14 protein-coding genes are annotated in these 15,362 nt (G+C 61.9%); 10 read left to right on the top strand and 4 right to left on the bottom strand.

Going from position 1 to position 15,362, the window contains the following annotated elements:
• Positions 1-2 precede the first annotated feature (2 nt).
• Positions 3-656, bottom strand: coding sequence for a carbonic anhydrase (locus ACYF6X_RS12860; RefSeq protein WP_063988854.1), 654 nt, complete (start codon positions 654-656; stop codon positions 3-5).
• Positions 657-770: 114 nt separating this feature from the next.
• On the opposite strand from ACYF6X_RS12860, the gene cynR reads away from it, so the two are divergent.
• Entirely contained in the window at positions 771-1,670 is a 900-nt protein-coding gene (gene cynR / locus ACYF6X_RS12855) for a transcriptional regulator CynR (RefSeq protein ID WP_130018457.1), read from the top strand.
• A 22-nt stretch (positions 1,671-1,692) separates the two neighbouring features.
• On the opposite strand, the gene ACYF6X_RS12850 is transcribed toward cynR, so the two are convergent.
• Complete coding sequence (locus ACYF6X_RS12850; protein ID WP_130018458.1) at positions 1,693-2,997, bottom strand: MFS transporter; 1,305 nt, start codon at positions 2,995-2,997, stop codon at positions 1,693-1,695.
• A 692-nt stretch (positions 2,998-3,689) separates the two neighbouring features.
• Here ACYF6X_RS12850 and ACYF6X_RS12845 point away from each other — a divergent pair.
• Complete coding sequence (locus ACYF6X_RS12845) at positions 3,690-5,282, top strand: ABC-F family ATPase (protein ID WP_063988860.1); 1,593 nt, start codon at positions 3,690-3,692, stop codon at positions 5,280-5,282.
• 51 nt (positions 5,283-5,333) lie between these two features.
• On the opposite strand, the gene moeB is transcribed toward ACYF6X_RS12845, so the two are convergent.
• Together moeB and moeA are read right to left on the bottom strand one after the other, a co-directional pair.
• Positions 5,334-6,089, bottom strand: a complete 756-nt coding sequence (gene moeB, locus ACYF6X_RS12840) for a molybdopterin-synthase adenylyltransferase MoeB (protein WP_107227444.1) — start codon at positions 6,087-6,089, stop codon at positions 5,334-5,336.
• A gap of 2 nt (positions 6,090-6,091) precedes the next feature.
• Positions 6,092-7,330 (bottom strand): molybdopterin molybdotransferase MoeA, encoded by a 1,239-nt coding sequence (gene moeA / locus ACYF6X_RS12835; protein ID WP_130018459.1) that lies wholly within the window; start codon positions 7,328-7,330, stop codon positions 6,092-6,094.
• A gap of 157 nt (positions 7,331-7,487) precedes the next feature.
• Between moeA and ACYF6X_RS12830 the strand changes: the two genes are divergently transcribed.
• The 8 genes from ACYF6X_RS12830 (at position 7,488) to ACYF6X_RS12795 (ending at position 15,344) form a co-directional block, all read left to right on the top strand.
• Positions 7,488-8,024: a DUF924 family protein gene (locus tag ACYF6X_RS12830; protein WP_060421380.1), complete on the top strand. Its 537-nt coding sequence runs from the start codon at positions 7,488-7,490 to the stop codon at positions 8,022-8,024.
• 358 nt (positions 8,025-8,382) lie between these two features.
• Positions 8,383-9,339 carry an isoaspartyl peptidase/L-asparaginase family protein gene (locus ACYF6X_RS12825; protein ID WP_130018460.1) on the top strand — a complete coding sequence of 319 codons (957 nt, stop codon included), beginning with the start codon at positions 8,383-8,385 and terminating at the stop codon, positions 9,337-9,339.
• A gap of 19 nt (positions 9,340-9,358) precedes the next feature.
• Positions 9,359-11,233 carry a dipeptide ABC transporter ATP-binding protein gene (locus ACYF6X_RS12820; protein ID WP_130018461.1) on the top strand — a complete coding sequence of 625 codons (1,875 nt, stop codon included), beginning with the start codon at positions 9,359-9,361 and terminating at the stop codon, positions 11,231-11,233.
• Positions 11,234-11,256: 23 nt separating this feature from the next.
• The gene (gene gsiB / locus ACYF6X_RS12815) at positions 11,257-12,792 is read left to right on the top strand and encodes a glutathione ABC transporter substrate-binding protein GsiB (protein WP_107227447.1); all 1,536 of its coding nucleotides are present in this window, start codon (positions 11,257-11,259) and stop codon (positions 12,790-12,792) included.
• Between the two features lie 52 nt (positions 12,793-12,844).
• Positions 12,845-13,765, top strand: coding sequence for a glutathione ABC transporter permease GsiC (gsiC, locus tag ACYF6X_RS12810; protein ID WP_038880960.1), 921 nt, complete (start codon positions 12,845-12,847; stop codon positions 13,763-13,765).
• Between the two features lie 9 nt (positions 13,766-13,774).
• Positions 13,775-14,683: a glutathione ABC transporter permease GsiD gene (gsiD, locus tag ACYF6X_RS12805; RefSeq protein ID WP_172837460.1), complete on the top strand. Its 909-nt coding sequence runs from the start codon at positions 13,775-13,777 to the stop codon at positions 14,681-14,683.
• 107 nt (positions 14,684-14,790) lie between these two features.
• Entirely contained in the window at positions 14,791-15,027 is a 237-nt protein-coding gene (locus tag ACYF6X_RS12800) for a type II toxin-antitoxin system CcdA family antitoxin (RefSeq protein WP_029988820.1), read from the top strand.
• Between the two features lie 2 nt (positions 15,028-15,029).
• The gene (locus ACYF6X_RS12795; RefSeq protein ID WP_107227448.1) at positions 15,030-15,344 is read left to right on the top strand and encodes a CcdB family protein; all 315 of its coding nucleotides are present in this window, start codon (positions 15,030-15,032) and stop codon (positions 15,342-15,344) included.
• The last annotated feature ends 18 nt before the right edge of the window (positions 15,345-15,362 follow it).

The raw sequence follows: 15,362 nt of genomic DNA, 5'->3' as shown, positions 1-15,362 counted from the left end.
GCTTAAAAGCGGGCGATCGCCGGGGTGGCGGTCACGTCGGGATGGGTGGTGAGCGGCACGAAGCGGCGGGTTTCGCCGTCCAGCGCCTCGATAGCGCCGCTGGCGATGTCATAGACCCAGCCGTGCAGCGTCAGGCGGCCCTGATCCAGCGCCAGGGCGACGGAAGGGTGCGTTTTGATGTTGTTGAGCTGGGCGACGACGTTTTCGCGCACCATCGACGCGACCCGGGCCTCATCGGAGGCGTGCGGATAAGCCTGATTGACCGCCTTCGCGGAATCGGCGTAACGCAGCCAGCCGGCGACCGTCGGCAGGTGCTCCAGACACTGGCAGGTGGCGATGGCGGTCATCGCGCCGCAGTCGGAATGGCCGCAGATCACGATATCCTCCACGCCCAGCGCGGCGACGGCGTACTCGACCGAGGCGGTAACCCCGCCGGGTTCGGGGCCGAAAGAAGGCACGATGTTACCGGCGTTGCGGATCACGAACAGATCGCCCGGCTCGCGCTGGGTGACCAGCTCCGGCACCAGGCGGCTGTCGGAACATGAGATAAACAGGGTGCGCGGGTTTTGGCGGGTCGCCAACTGCTGAAACAGCGCCGTGCGTTCAACAAAGGCTTCGCGCTGGAATTTCAGGAAGCCTTCAATCACCTCTTTCATCCGTTTCTCCATTGGGTGTCGTTATGCGATGGCGGCATGATGAACGCTTCTGGCTATAGGGTCTAAGACCCATTTATAATGCCAGCTATAGGTTTTACTAATAGCTGGGGCGCCATGCTGCTGCGACACATCCGTTATTTTCTGGCCGTTGCTGAACAGGGCAACTTCACCCGCGCCGCCGAAGTGCTGCACGTCTCGCAACCGACGCTGTCTCAACAGATCAAGCAGCTGGAAGACACACTGGGGGCGCCGCTGTTCGATCGCAGCGGTAGAGCCGTGCGCCTGACCGACGCCGGTGAGGCGTGGATGCGCTATGCGCGGCTGGCGCTGCAGGATCTGGACGCCGGCGCGCGGGCGATCCATGACGTGGCGACGCTGGCGCGCGGCCATTTGCGGCTGGCGATGACGCCGACCTTCACCGCCTATCTGGTGGGGCCGGCGATCGATGCGTTCTACCGCCGCTATCCGGGGATTACCCTGAGCATTGAGGAGATGGCGCAAGAGCGAATCGAGGCGCTGCTGGCGCAGGATCGGCTGGATCTGGGCATTGCCTTCGAGATGGCGCAGTCGGCGGAGGTGGAAGCGGCGGCGTTATTCAGCGAGACGCTGGAGCTGATGGTCGGCGCCGACCATCCCCTGGCGGCGCATCGCCGGCCGCTGACGCTGGCGGAGTGGCAACATCTGCCGCTGGCCTTGCTGAGCGGCGACTTCGCCACGCGCCAGTTTATCGATCGCTACTGCACGCAGCTGGGATTTCGGCCGCAGGTGGCGGTGGAGGCCAACGCGCTGGGCGCCATCGTCGAGATCGTGCGGCGTGGGCAGCTCGCCACGCTGCTGCCGGCCGCCATTGCGCGCGAGAACCGGCAGTTGAAAAAAGTGGCATTGGCCAACGCTATGCCGGTGCGGCAGGCGGTATGGCTGCAGCGCAAAGGCGCTTACCGCAGCGCCGCCGCGCAGGCGTTTATCGCCGTCTTGCAGGAACAGGGCGTTACGCCTACGCCGGGCAGCCAATAGCCACGTGGCCCGGCAGCATGCGCTATTCTTTATGACGCTCTCGGAACAGCAGAGTGGCTATCAGGCTGACGGTCAGCATGCCGGTCACGTACCACGCCGGCGCCAGCGGGTTGCCGCTGGTCTCCAGCAGCCAGGTGACGATCAGCTGCGCCGATCCGCCAAACAGCGTCACGCCGAAAGCGTAAATCATCGAGGTGCCGGTGGCGCGCACGTGGCGCGGCAGCGCCGAGACGATCAGCATGGTGCTCGCCAGCATGTTGATGCCTAGTGCGCCGATCAGCAGGATGCGGAAAACAATCGCCAGCCACAGGGTTTGCGTGGCGCTGAGGAACCAGAAGGTCGGGTAAATCAGGATCAGTGCCGCAAAGATCGAGAACAGCAGCGGCCTTTTGTAATTCTGGATCCGATCGACATAGCGCCCGGCGTAATAGACTGCCACAATTTGCACCACGGAGGCGATGCAGCTGAACAGATAGGCGGTCGGGCCGGCGATGTGGTAGGTCTGCATCATGTAGGTCGGCATGTAAAGCAGCACCACATAAACCATCACGGTGCCGGACATGATGACCAGCACACCCAGCAACAGGTCTTTAGCATGGTTGCTCACCAGATCCCATACCGGATTCAGCGGCATCCGCGCACGATCCGGCTGTTCGCCGCTGTAGGTCTCTTCCAGGTGCTTACGGATATAGACGCCGACCGGAATGATCAGCAGGCCGATGATGAACGGCACGCGCCAGCCCCAGGCATAAAGCGCCTCTTCCGGCAGAAAATAGGTGAGCGCCAGCCCACAAGAGGCGCCGAGCAGGGCGCTGACGCCCTGGCTGATCGCCTGCCAGCTGACGAAAAAGCCGCGCTGATTGGCGCCGGCCGACTCCAGCAGCAGCGTAGTCGCTGAGCCCACTTCACCGCCGGCAGCGAAGCCCTGAATCAGGCGGCCGACTACGATCAGCACCGGCGCCAGAACGCCGATTTGCGCATGGGTCGGCGCGAAGGCGATCAGGGCAGTGCCGACGCCCATTAGCACGATGGTCATCAGCATGGCGGCCTTGCGGCCGACCCGGTCGGCATAGGCGCCCAGCACCATGCTACCCAGCGGGCGCATGATAAAGCCGACGCCGAACACCGCCACCGACATCAACAATGAACCGTAGGCGCTGTCGCTGGGGAAATAGAGTTTGCCGATGATGGCGGCAAAGAAGCTGTACACGGTGAAGTCGAAAATCTCCAGGCCGTTGCCCAGGCTGGCGCCGACAATGACTTTGTAATTTACCGCGCCTTTCTCCGCCGTTTGGCTTTTGGGCAAGGTTTTTTCAGCAGTGTTCATCGTTATCTCTCGCGATAGGTGGACGGTGTGTTGTTATTATTTTCTGGCCGTGGTGGCATTATCCGGGACGGCGATAATCGCCGCCCGAAGCGGCAACAGAATGGCAACGTCTCCTTTACATATACTTGTATGTACAATCATATGCAATGCGAGATCAATTAACGGGATAACGGTGGTTTGATTTTTTTAAGATTTTGTATTTATATGTTTTTTTTGGATTTATGATGTGTGGCAGTGAGGTGATTTAGTGCCGATTTAGTGAGCTGTAGCGCATTAATCATTGAAAAAATCCTGGCATTTAAGAGGAGGGTCACAAAATGTCGCGTATAGCAGAATATGTGGCGATAGTCGGCAAGAAATAGAATTAAATAGAGGTGCGTTGACTGTATCAATGATTTTCAAGAGGTATTCAGGTGCGATTTATTCTTACCTGGTGCGGTATCTGGCGAGAATGAAATTCATTTTTTATTTTAATTAATACCGCTAATTAATATTTTTGGTGAATTTGTTCCAGTTATTGTACGGCTTGCTGCGTGAAGCCTTCCTGTGACTTTCATTGGCGTTATTAAATGCAGGTATGGCTCATCCGTCGGAAACGCTCAAAATGTCACCAAAACTTCCCGCGATCTCTGAACCCCGTTGTGGCATAATGCGCGCCAAATCACATTCCCTATGTATAAAGAGCGAGCGCTGTGTTAAGCACCAACAACATCACCATGCAGTTCGGCAGCAAGCCGTTGTTTGAAAACATCTCTGTCAAATTCGGCGGCGGCAACCGTTACGGCCTGATCGGCGCCAACGGCTGCGGCAAGTCCACCTTTATGAAAATCCTCGGCGGCGATTTGGCGCCGACCGGCGGCAACGTGTTCCTCGATCCGAACGAGCGCCTGGGTAAACTGCGTCAGGATCAGTTCGCCTTCGAACAATACAGCGTGCTGGACACCGTGATCATGGGCCACACCGAGCTGTGGGCGGTGAAGGAAGAGCGCGACCGCATCTACGCCATGGCGGAGATGAGCGAAGAAGACGGCTATAAAGTGGCCGATCTGGAAGTCGCCTACGGCGAGATGGACGGTTACACCGCCGAAGCGCGCGCCGGCGAACTGCTGCTTGGCGTCGGCATTCCGGTGGAACAGCACTACGGCCCGATGAGCGAAATCGCGCCGGGCTTCAAGCTGCGGGTGTTGCTGGCGCAGGCGCTGTTCTCCGATCCGGAGATCCTGCTGCTCGACGAACCGACCAACAACCTGGACATCGATACCATTCGTTGGCTGGAGCAGGTGCTGAACGAGCGTAACAGCACCATGATCATCATCTCGCATGACCGTCACTTCCTGAACATGGTCTGCACCCATATGGCGGATCTGGACTACGGCGAGCTGCGCGTCTATCCGGGCAACTACGACGAATACATGACCGCCGCCACCCAGGCGCGTGAGCGTCTGATGGCGGACAACGCCAAGAAGAAAGCGCAGATCAACGAGCTGCAATCGTTCGTCAGCCGCTTCAGCGCCAACGCCTCCAAGTCCAAGCAGGCCACCTCGCGCGCTCGCCAGATCGACAAGATCCAGCTGGAAGAAGTGAAAGCCTCCAGCCGCCAGAACCCGTTCATCCGTTTCGAGCAGGACAAGAAGCTGTTCCGTAACGCGTTGGAAGTGGAAGCGCTCACCAAGGGCTTCGACGAAGGCCCGCTGTTCAACAAGCTGAACCTGATGGTGGAAGTGGGCGAGAAGGTTGCAGTGCTGGGCGCCAACGGCATCGGTAAAACTACCCTGCTGAAAACGCTGGTGGGCGATGCGCAGCCGGACAGCGGCACCGTGAAGTGGTCGGAAAATGCCCGTATCGGTTATTACGCGCAGGATCACGAATACGAGTTCGACGACACCCTGAGCGTATTCGATTGGATGAGCCAGTGGAAGCAGGAAAAAGACGACGAGCAGGCGGTGCGCAGCGTGCTGGGCCGTTTGCTGTTCAGCCAGGACGACATCAAGAAGCGCGTGAAGGTGCTGTCCGGTGGTGAGAAGGGCCGCATGCTGTTCGGCAAGCTGATGATGCAGCGCCCGAATATTCTGGTGATGGACGAACCGACCAACCACCTGGATATGGAATCCATCGAATCGCTGAACATGGCGCTGGAGATGTACGAAGGCACGCTGATCTTCGTCTCTCACGACCGTGAGTTCGTCAGCTCGCTGGCAACCCGGATTCTGGAAATCACCCCGAACAAGGTGATCGACTTTACCGGCAACTACGAAGACTATCTGCGCAGCCAGGGCATCGTGTAACCCTCGTGGCAACGCATCAGGGCGGGAATTATCCCGCCCTTTTTTTATCCGTCATTCCCCGCCGCACACTTCGCAGTGCGGATCCTTTGGCAGTTTCATCTCCCGGAACTGCATGCTCATCGCATCGAACATCAACAGCTTGCCGCGCAGCGGTTGACCATAGTCGGCCAGCAGCTTGATGGCTTCCATCGCCTGTAGGGTGCCGATGGTGCCGACCAGCGGCGCCATCACGCCCGCTTCTACGCAGGTGAGGGCGCTGTCGCCGAACAGCCGGCTCAGGCAGCGGTAGCAGGGCTCGCCCGGCTGATAGGTGAACACGCTGAGCTGGCCTTCCATGCGGATCGCCGCGCCGGAAACCAGCGGCTTGCGCTGCGCGTGGCACCGGCGGTTCAGGGCATCGCGCGCCGCCACGTTGTCGGTGCAGTCCAGCACCAGATCGCAGGCGGCGATCTCTGCCGCAACTGCCTCATCTTCCAGTCGGCCGTCGATCGCGTCGATGCGGATATGCGGGTTGATGGCGCTCAGTTCGCGCTTGGCGGAGGCGACTTTGCTCTGGCCGATGCGATCGTCGCGGTGCAGGATCTGACGCTGCAGGTTGGAGAGCGAGACGGTGTCGAAATCCACCAGCACCAGATGGCCGACGCCGGCCGCCGCCAGGTAAGGCGCGGCGGCGCAGCCCAGCCCGCCCAGCCCGGCGATCAGCACGCGGGCGGCCTTCAGCTTCTCCTGGCCGTCGAAGTCAAAGCCGCGCAGCACGATCTGGCGGTTGTAGCGCAGCGCTTCGGCGTCGGTCAATTCCGGCAGCATGCTCAACTCCTCAGCAGGGCGTTGAACGGCTCGATCTCCACCGTTTCACCCACCGCCACCGAACCGCGTTCGCGCTCCAGCACGATGAAACAGTTGCCCTGACTGTAGGAGCTGAAGACGTGCGAGCCCTGGTGGCCGGTGGTGCTGACCTCCAGTTCGCCCGCGGCGTTGCTGCTGAACACGCCGCGCTGGAAATCGAGGCGGCCCGGCGATTTCTTCAGTGGGGTCAGCGCGCGCGCGCGCAGGCGCGGCGGCAGGCGCCAGTCGCTGTGGCCGGCCAGCTTCGCCAGCAGCGGCTGCACCAGCTGGTAGAAGGTCAGGGCGGCGGAAACCGGGTTGCCCGGCAGGCCGCAGAACCAGGCGTGGCCGAGCTTGCCGAAGGCGAAGGGTTTGCCGGGTTTGATCGCCAGCTTCCAAAAGCTGACCTGGCCCAGCTCGTCGAGCATCTGTTTGGTGTAGTCGGCCTCGCCGACCGAGACGCCGCCGCTGCTGATGACCACGTCGGCCTGGCTGTCCGCCCGTTCGAAAGCGGCGCGCAGCGCATCGCGATCGTCGCGGATAATGCCGAGATCGAGCACCTCGCAGCCCAGCTGTTCCAGCATCAGGCGCACCGCGAAACGGTTGGTGTCGTAGATTTGGCCCGCCTGCAGCGGCTGGCCGACCGGCTGCAATTCGTCGCCGGTGGAGAACACCGCCACCTTCAGCTTACGCATTACCTGCACTTCGGCGACGCCGAGTGAAGCCAGCAGCGGCAGCTGCGCGGCGCCCAGCTTCACGCCGGCCGGCAACACGCTCGCGCCTCGGAGAATGTCTTCACCCGCCAGACGGATATTCTGGCCGGCTTCAACCGGCGCGGTAAAACGCACGCCCTGGTCGCTCACTTCTGCCTGCTCCTGCATGACAACCGCGTCCGCCCCGGCGGGGATCGGCGCGCCGGTCATGATGCGCACGCAGCTGTTGGCCGGCCATTGGCCGTCGAACGGCGCACCGGCGAAGGCTTTCCCGGCGACCGGCAGCGGCGCATTGGCCGCCAGATCGGCGAGGCGCAGCGCATAACCGTCCATCGCCGAGTTGGCGAACGGCGGCACGTCGAGCGGCGAGACCACCGGCGCGGCGGTGATGCGGCCGGCGGCGGCGGTCAGGGCAACGGATTCGGTTTGCTGTAGTGGGGCGATCTGCCCGAGCATTTTTTCCAGCGCTTGCTCCAGGGAGATGAGATCGGAAGTATGGCAATGATCCATAAAGGGAACTCCGTAATCAGGGTGCGCTAAAATAGCGACAAAGTGCGGGTATTATGGCAGAGAACGCCGGGGGGGAGAACGGGTTATGCCCGCCATCTTTCGCACTGCGGCGCCGGGGCGATCGGGTATAAACTGCGTAAAACAGAGGAGAATCATGATGCATAAACAGGTTATCGAGTTCTGGTTCGACGAGATCGAACCGATCATGTGGTTCAAAAAGGACGACGATTTCGATCGTCTGCTGCACAGCCGTTTCGGCGAAATCTGGCGGGCGGCGGCGGCGGGGGAGCTGGCGCACTGGCGCGACACCATCGAAGGGCGCCTGGCGGAGGTGATCGTGCTCGATCAGTTCAGCCGCAACCTGTTCCGCGGTACGCCGCAGTCGTTCGCCTGCGACGGCATGGCGCTGATCCTGGCGCAGGAGGCGATCCGCAGCGGCGAGTGCGAACGGCTGAGCCGCGAGCAGCGCGGCTTCCTTTATCTGCCGTTCATGCATTCGGAATCGCCGCTGATCCACCAGCAGGCGCTGGTGCTGTATACCGAGCTCAACAACGGTGACCAGCTGGAGTTCGAGCTGCGCCATAAGGCGATCATCGATCGTTTCGGCCGCTACCCGCATCGCAATGCGATATTGGGGCGCACCAGCACGCCGGAAGAAGAGGCCTTTTTACAGCAGCCTGGATCGGGCTTTTAATCGTCGGATCATCTGCGCCCGACCGGGGAAAAAGCAGCAGGTCGGGCGCCACAATAAGCGTTATTCAGCGCGAACGTTTATTTCCTCACGCCATGCCGCTATTTCCGCACGCGAAATTACCAATAATCTCAGCCGCACGATCGGCGGTTCGCTGCTTTTTATAACCTGCTGTTTTTATTCCAATAAGCTATTTCAAGGTGCGAAATGGTCTAAGCGGACTACGCTAAAAGCGGGACGTGGACGTTATGCTGTACTTCCACTGTAGGACTAAATAGAGTCGAAAAAGACTAAATAATAATGATACCGCGCTCAGCTTATTCGCTGTGCAACGGCGGGATTAACACAGGGTGTCAGGCAAATGAGCAAACCAGTGATTGCCATTCATGGCGGCGCGGGCGCAATTACCCGGGCGGCGCTAAGTGCGGAAAAAGAACGGCTGTATATCCAGGCGCTGTCCGAGATCGTGGCCGCTGGGCAGGCGATATTGGCACAGGGCGGCAGCGCGCTGGACGCGGTGACCGAAGCGGTGCGACTGCTCGAAGAGTGCCCGCTGTTCAACGCCGGCAAAGGCTCGGTGTTTACCCATCAGGGCACTCACGAACTGGACGCCTGCGTGATGGACGGCCGCACCTGCGATGCCGGCGCCGTCGCCGGCGTCAGCCATATCCGCAACCCGGTGCTGGCGGCGCGCGCGGTGCTGGAAAACAGCGAACACGTGCTGTTTGCCGCCGAAGGCGCCGAGAAGTTTGCCGCCGCCCACGGCCTGGAAATGGTCGCCCCTGACTTCTTCTTTACCCAGGAACGCTTTGATCAGCTGCACCGCGCCCAGGCGGAGCAGGGCCGGGTATTGCTCGATCACGACGGCGCGGCGCAGGCCGGCGATCCGCTCGATCCCGATCGCAAACTCGGCACCGTCGGCGCGGTGGCGCTGGATGCGCTGGGCAACCTCGCCGCCGCCACCTCCACCGGCGGCATGACCAACAAGCAGGCCGGGCGGGTGGGCGACACGCCGATCATCGGCGCCGGCTGCTATGCCAACAACGCGACGGTAGCGGTCTCCAGCACCGGCACCGGCGAAATCTTCATGCGCGGTGTGGCGGCCTATGACGTCTCCGCCCTGATCGAATACGGTGGCCTTAGCCTGCAGGCGGCCAGCGATCGGGTGGTGATGGAAAAGTTGCCTGCACTGGGCGGCAGCGGCGGCATGATCGCCGTCGATCGCCACGGCAATCTCGCGCTGCCGTTCAACTGCGAGGGGATGTATCGCGGTTTTGGTTATGTCGGCGATGCGCCGTCCGTCGGGATTTATCGCTAAGCGTTCACCGGGAGGGTGTATGACCGACGTTTCATTCCGGCCCGCCGGCGATGGGTTGTCATTGCTGCCGCAGCGGGTGCTGACGGTGCGCGATCTGAGCATCAGCTTTCCTCAAGCGGACGGCGCCGTGGCAGCGGTGCGCAACCTGTCGTTCGATCTCGATCGCGGCGAGACGCTGGCGATCGTCGGTGAGTCCGGCTCCGGTAAATCGGTGACTTCGCTGGGGCTGATGCGGTTGGTGGAGCAGGGCGGCGGGCGCATCGTCAGCGGTGCCATGACGCTGCGCCGGCGCGACGGGGCGCTGCTCGATCTGGCGAACGCCTCGCAGAGCACGCTGCGCACGGTGCGCGGTGCCGACATGGCGATGATCTTCCAGGAGCCGATGACCTCGCTCAACCCGGTGTTTCCGGTCGGCGAGCAGATCGCCGAATCGCTGCGCCTGCATCAGGGCATGGATCGCCGCAGCGCGCGCCAAGAGGCGCTGCGCATGCTCGATCTGGTGCGTATTCCGGAGGCCAAAGAGGTGCTGGGGCGCTACCCGCACCAGCTTTCCGGCGGCATGCGCCAGCGGGTGATGATCGCCATGGCGCTCTCCTGTAAACCCGCGTTGCTGATCGCCGACGAGCCCACCACCGCCCTCGACGTCACCATTCAGGCGCAGATCCTGCAGCTGATCCGTGTGCTGCAACGGGAGATGCAGATGGGGGTGATCTTCATTACTCACGACATGGGCGTGGTGGCAGAGATCGCCGATCGGGTGCTGGTGATGCGCCGCGGCGAGCAGGTGGAACAGAATCGGGTGCGCGAGCTGTTTGCCGCGCCGCAGCAGGCCTATACCCGAGCGCTGTTGGCGGCGGTGCCGAAGCTGGGGGCGATGGCCGATCGGCCGCTGCCGGCGAAGTTTCCGCTGCCGGACGGCGAGGGGGATACGGCACCGCAGGATACCGTGCCGCCAGGCGCTGCGCCGATCCTGCGGGTGGAGCATCTGGTTACGCGCTTTGATCTGCGCGGCGGGTTGTTCAATCGGGTCACTCGCCGGGTGCACGCGGTAGAAAACGTCAGTTTCGATCTTTACCCCGGCGAGACGCTGGGGCTGGTGGGCGAGTCCGGCTGCGGCAAGTCCACCACCGGGCGCTCTCTGCTGAAGCTGGTGGACAGCCAAAGCGGCACCATCACCTTCGCCGGGCGGCGAATCGATCAGTTGAAGGGGCCGGCGCTGCAGCACCTGCGGCGCGATATTCAGTTCATCTTTCAAGATCCCTACGCCTCGCTCGATCCGCGCCTGACGGTCGGTTTTTCCATCATGGAGCCGCTGCTGGTGCACAACGTGATGCGCGGCCGGGAGGCGGAGCAACGGGTGGCCTGGCTGCTGGAACGCGTCGGCCTGCTGCCGGAGCATGCGCGCCGCTACCCGCACGAATTTTCCGGCGGCCAGCGCCAGCGCATCTGCATCGCGCGCGCGCTGGCGCTGAACCCGAAAGTGGTGATCGCCGACGAGGCGGTCTCGGCGCTGGACGTGTCGATTCAGGCGCAGATCGTCAATCTGTTGCTCGATCTGCAGCGCGAGTTCGGCATCGCTTTTCTGTTTATTTCACACGACATGGCGGTGGTGGAGCGCATCAGCCACCGGGTGGCGGTGATGTACCTCGGGCAGATCGTCGAGATCGGCCCACGGCAGGCGGTGTTCGACAATCCGCAGCACCCCTACACCCGCAAGCTGATGGCGGCGGTGCCGGTGGCCGATCCCGCGCATGCCCACAAACGGCAGCCGCTGCCGGCCGATGAGATCCCGAGCCCGGTGCGCGTGCTGGGCGATGAACCCGTTACCGCACCGCTGGTGCAGGTTGGCGCCGGGCACTTTGTCGCCCGCCACCCGATCGCCGGTGCTTTTTAAAGACCTCAGGAGAGACAAGCGACATGAAGCACACATTCAAACGCAATGCGCTGTTGGCCGCCGTACTGCTGGCGGCGGGAACCGGCCCGGTCTGGGCGGCGAAGGACGCGGTGATCGCCGTGGCCTCCAACTTCACCACCCTCGATCCTTACGACGCCAACGATACGCTGTCGCAGGCGGTGGCCAAGTCTTTCTATCAGGGGCTGTTCGGCTTCGATAAGGACATGAAGCTGGTGAACGTGCTGGCGGACAGCTATGAGGTCAGCAAAGACGGCCTGACCTATACCGTCAAACTGCGCCAGGGGATTAAATTCCACGACGGCACCGCGTTCAACGCCGAGGCGGTGAAGATCAACCTCGATCGTGCCAGCAATCCGGACAGTCACCTCAAGCGCTACAACCTGTTCAAGATGATCGACAAAACCGAGGCGGTGGACGCCAATACGGTGAAGATCGTGCTGAAGGCGCCGTTCTCGGCGTTCGTCAACAACCTGGCGCACCCGGCGGCGGCGATCATCTCGCCGGCGGCGCTGAAGCAATACGGCAAGGAGATCGGTTTCCATCCGGTCGGCACCGGGCCGTATCAATTCGTGACCTGGAATCAGACCGATTTCGTCAAGGTGAAGAAGTTCGACGGCTACTGGCAGCCGGGGCTGCCGAAGCTCGACAGCATCACCTGGCGCCCGGTGGTGGATAACAACACCCGCGCGGCGATGCTGCAGACCGGCGAGGCGACCTTCGCCTTCCCGATCCCCTACGAGCAGGCCAAGGTGCTGGAGGGCAATGCCAAGCTGGACGTGGTGGCCGCGCCGTCGATCCTGCAGCGTTACATCAGCATGAACGTCACCCAAAAGCCGTTCGACAACCCGAAGGTGCGCCAGGCGCTGAACTACGCCATCAACAAGGACGCGCTGATCAAGGTGGCGTTCGCCGGCTACGCGGTGCCGGCGGAAGGCCCGGTGCCGCCGGCCATTGACTTCGCCGCCCGCTATAAGCCGTGGCCGTACGATCCGGCCAAGGCGCGCGAGCTGCTGAAAGAGGCCGGTTACCCGAACGGCTTCACCACCACGCTGTGGTCTTCCCACAACCACAGCACCGCGCAGAAGGTGCTGCAGTTCACCCAGCAGCAGCTGGCGCAGGTGGGGGTGAAAGTGACGGTGACGGCGATGGATGCCGGGCAGCGTGCGGCGCAGGTGGAGAGCGTCGGGGTGAAAGACACCGGCGTGCGGATGTTCTACACCGGCTGGTCGGCCTCGACCGGGGAAGCGGACTGGGCGCTGTCGCCGCTGTTCTCTACCCAGGCGGCGCCGCCGAAGCAGTTCAACACCGCGTTCTACAGCAACCCGCAGGTGGACAAGGATCTGACCGACGCGCTGGCGACTACCGATCGCGCCGAGAAGCAGAAACTGTATCAGGACGCGCAGGATCGCATTTGGGCCGACGCGCCCTGGATCTTCCTGGCGACCGAACGTTTGCTGTCGGCCAACAGCAAACAGCTGAGCGGGTTCTACGTGATGCCGGATACCTCGTTCAACTTTGATAACGCCGATCTGAAATAAGGCGCCCATCCCCGCCTGCGGCCAGACGGCGGCGGGCGGGGGAAGGAATGAGATGCTCAATTATTTTCTGAAACGACTGCTGGGCCTGATCCCGACGCTGCTGATCGTGGCGGTGCTGGTGTTCCTGTTCGTCCATCTGCTGCCGGGCGATCCGGCGCGTCTGGCGGCGGGGCCGGAGGCCGACGAGGCGGTGGTGCAGCTGGTGCGCAAGGATTTGGGGCTGGATAAGCCGCTGCCGCAGCAGTTCGCGCACTTCTTCGTCAACGCGCTGCGGGGCGACTTTGGCATCTCGATGGTGTCCAAACGCCCGGTGAGCGAAGAGATCGCCTCGCGCTTTATGCCGACCTTCTGGCTGACCGTCACCAGCATGCTGTGGGCGGTGGCGTTCGGCCTGGCGATCGGCGTGGTGTCAGCGGTGTGGCGCAACCGCTGGCCGGATCGCCTCGGCATGACGCTGGCGGTGTCGGGGATCTCGTTCCCGGCCTTTGCGCTCGGCATGCTGCTGATGCAGGTGTTCTCGGTCGAACTGGGGTGGCTGCCGACGGTGGGCGCCGACAGCTGGCGACACTACATTCTGCCTTCGATCACCCTGGGGGCGGCGGTGGCAGCGGTGATGGCGCGCTTCACCCGCGCTTCGTTCGTCGAGGTGCTGCAGGAGGACTACATGCGCACCGCGCGCGCCAAGGGCGTGCGGGAAAGCGTGGTGGTGATGAAACACGGCCTGCGCAACGCGATGATCCCGGTGGTGACCATGATGGGGCTGCAGTTCGGCTTCCTGCTCGGCGGTTCGATCGTGGTGGAAAAGGTGTTCAACTGGCCGGGGCTGGGGCGGTTGCTGGTAGACTCGGTGGAGATGCGCGATTACCCGGTGATCCAGGCCGAGGTGCTGCTGTTCTCGCTGGAGTTCATCCTGATCAACCTGCTGGTGGATATGCTGTACGCGGCGATCAACCCGGCGATTCGTTATCAATGAGGACGCGGCATGATTAAGCATTGGCGGCGCAACGCCGCACTGAAGGCGATGCCGCTTATCGACCCTAACGCGGTACGCACGCCGTGGGGCGAGTTTTGGCGGCGTTTTCGCCGCCAGCGGGCGGCGCTGGTCGCCGGCCTGTTCGTGCTGCTGCTGATTGCGGCGGCGCTGCTGGCGCCTTATCTGGCACCGTTCGATGCGGAAAACTACTTCGACTATGACCGGCTGAACGAGGGGCCTTCGCTGATGCACTGGCTGGGCGTGGATTCCCTAGGGCGCGATATCTTCAGCCGCATCCTGATGGGCACGCGCATTTCGCTGGCGGCCGGGGTGTTCTCGGTGCTGGCAGGCGGGGCGATCGGCACCCTGCTGGGGCTGCTGGCCGGCTACTATGAGGGCTGGTGGGATCGCCTCACGATGCGCGTCTGCGACGTGCTGTTCGCGTTTCCCGGCATTCTGCTGGCGATCGGCGTGGTGGCGATCATGGGCAGCGGCATGGCCAACGTGATCGTCGCGGTGGCGATCTTCAGCATTCCGGCTTTCGCCCGCCTGGTGCGCGGCAATACGCTGGTGCTGAAGCACCTGACCTATATCGAATCGGCGCGCAGCATCGGCGCCTCGGACTGGACCATCATCCTGCGGCACATTCTGCCGGGCACCCTGTCTTCGATCGTGGTCTATTTCACCCTGCGCATAGGCACCTCGATCATCACCGCCGCCAGCCTGTCGTTTCTGGGCCTGGGCGCCCAGCCGCCAACGCCGGAGTGGGGAGCGATGCTCAACGAGGCGCGCGCCGATATGGTGATTGCGCCGCACGTGGCGATCTTCCCCAGCCTGGCGATATTCATCACCGTGCTGGCCTTCAACCTGTTGGGCGACGGATTGCGCGACGCGCTCGATCCGAAGCTGAAGGGGTGATGCTTTAACGTATGGCGCATATTTGAACGGGTTAAAATGACGTCTCAGTGCTATTATCCGTTCAATAAACCGTGTTGTTTGCACGAAGATGAGTGAGAGAGGTGCCGATGCCAGTAAAACAACGAACGACGCAAAGTGTGACCATGACGCTGGAACGCAGTTTGTTGAGCCGTGCGCGTGAGGCGGGGATTAATCTCAGCGCGACGCTAACGGCTGCTTTAGATGCTGAGTTGCGTCAGCATGAGAGGATAAAATGGCAGGAAGAAAACCGAGAGGCGCTTGAAGCGCTTAACCGATTTAATGATGAGCATGGTTGCTTTAGCGACGAATACAGGACGTTTTAGCGATGCAATTTACAGTGTATGCGAATAGGGGAAACAGCGCGGTTTATCCCCTGTTGCTTGATGTGACGAGCGATATCATTGGGCAATTAAATCGTCGAGTTGTGATCCCTTTGTTGCCCGTTGAAAAATACCCGGGGAGTACGCGGCCGGAGCGCTTGATCCCGCTGATCAGATTGATTGATGACAACGAGTATGCCGTGATGACATATGAAATGGCCAGCATCCCGGTTCGGGCTTTGGGGGCCGAGTTTTGTGATGTTTCCCAGTATCGGAGCAGGATAAAAGCCGCCATCGACTTTCTTTTTGACGGTATTTGAAGAAATCCGGACGGGTTA

Source organism: Serratia sp. ID 25-353 (assembly GCF_054792795.1).
Note: the sequence above shows the minus strand (reverse complement) of the source record. Positions and strands in the feature narration are given on the sequence as shown.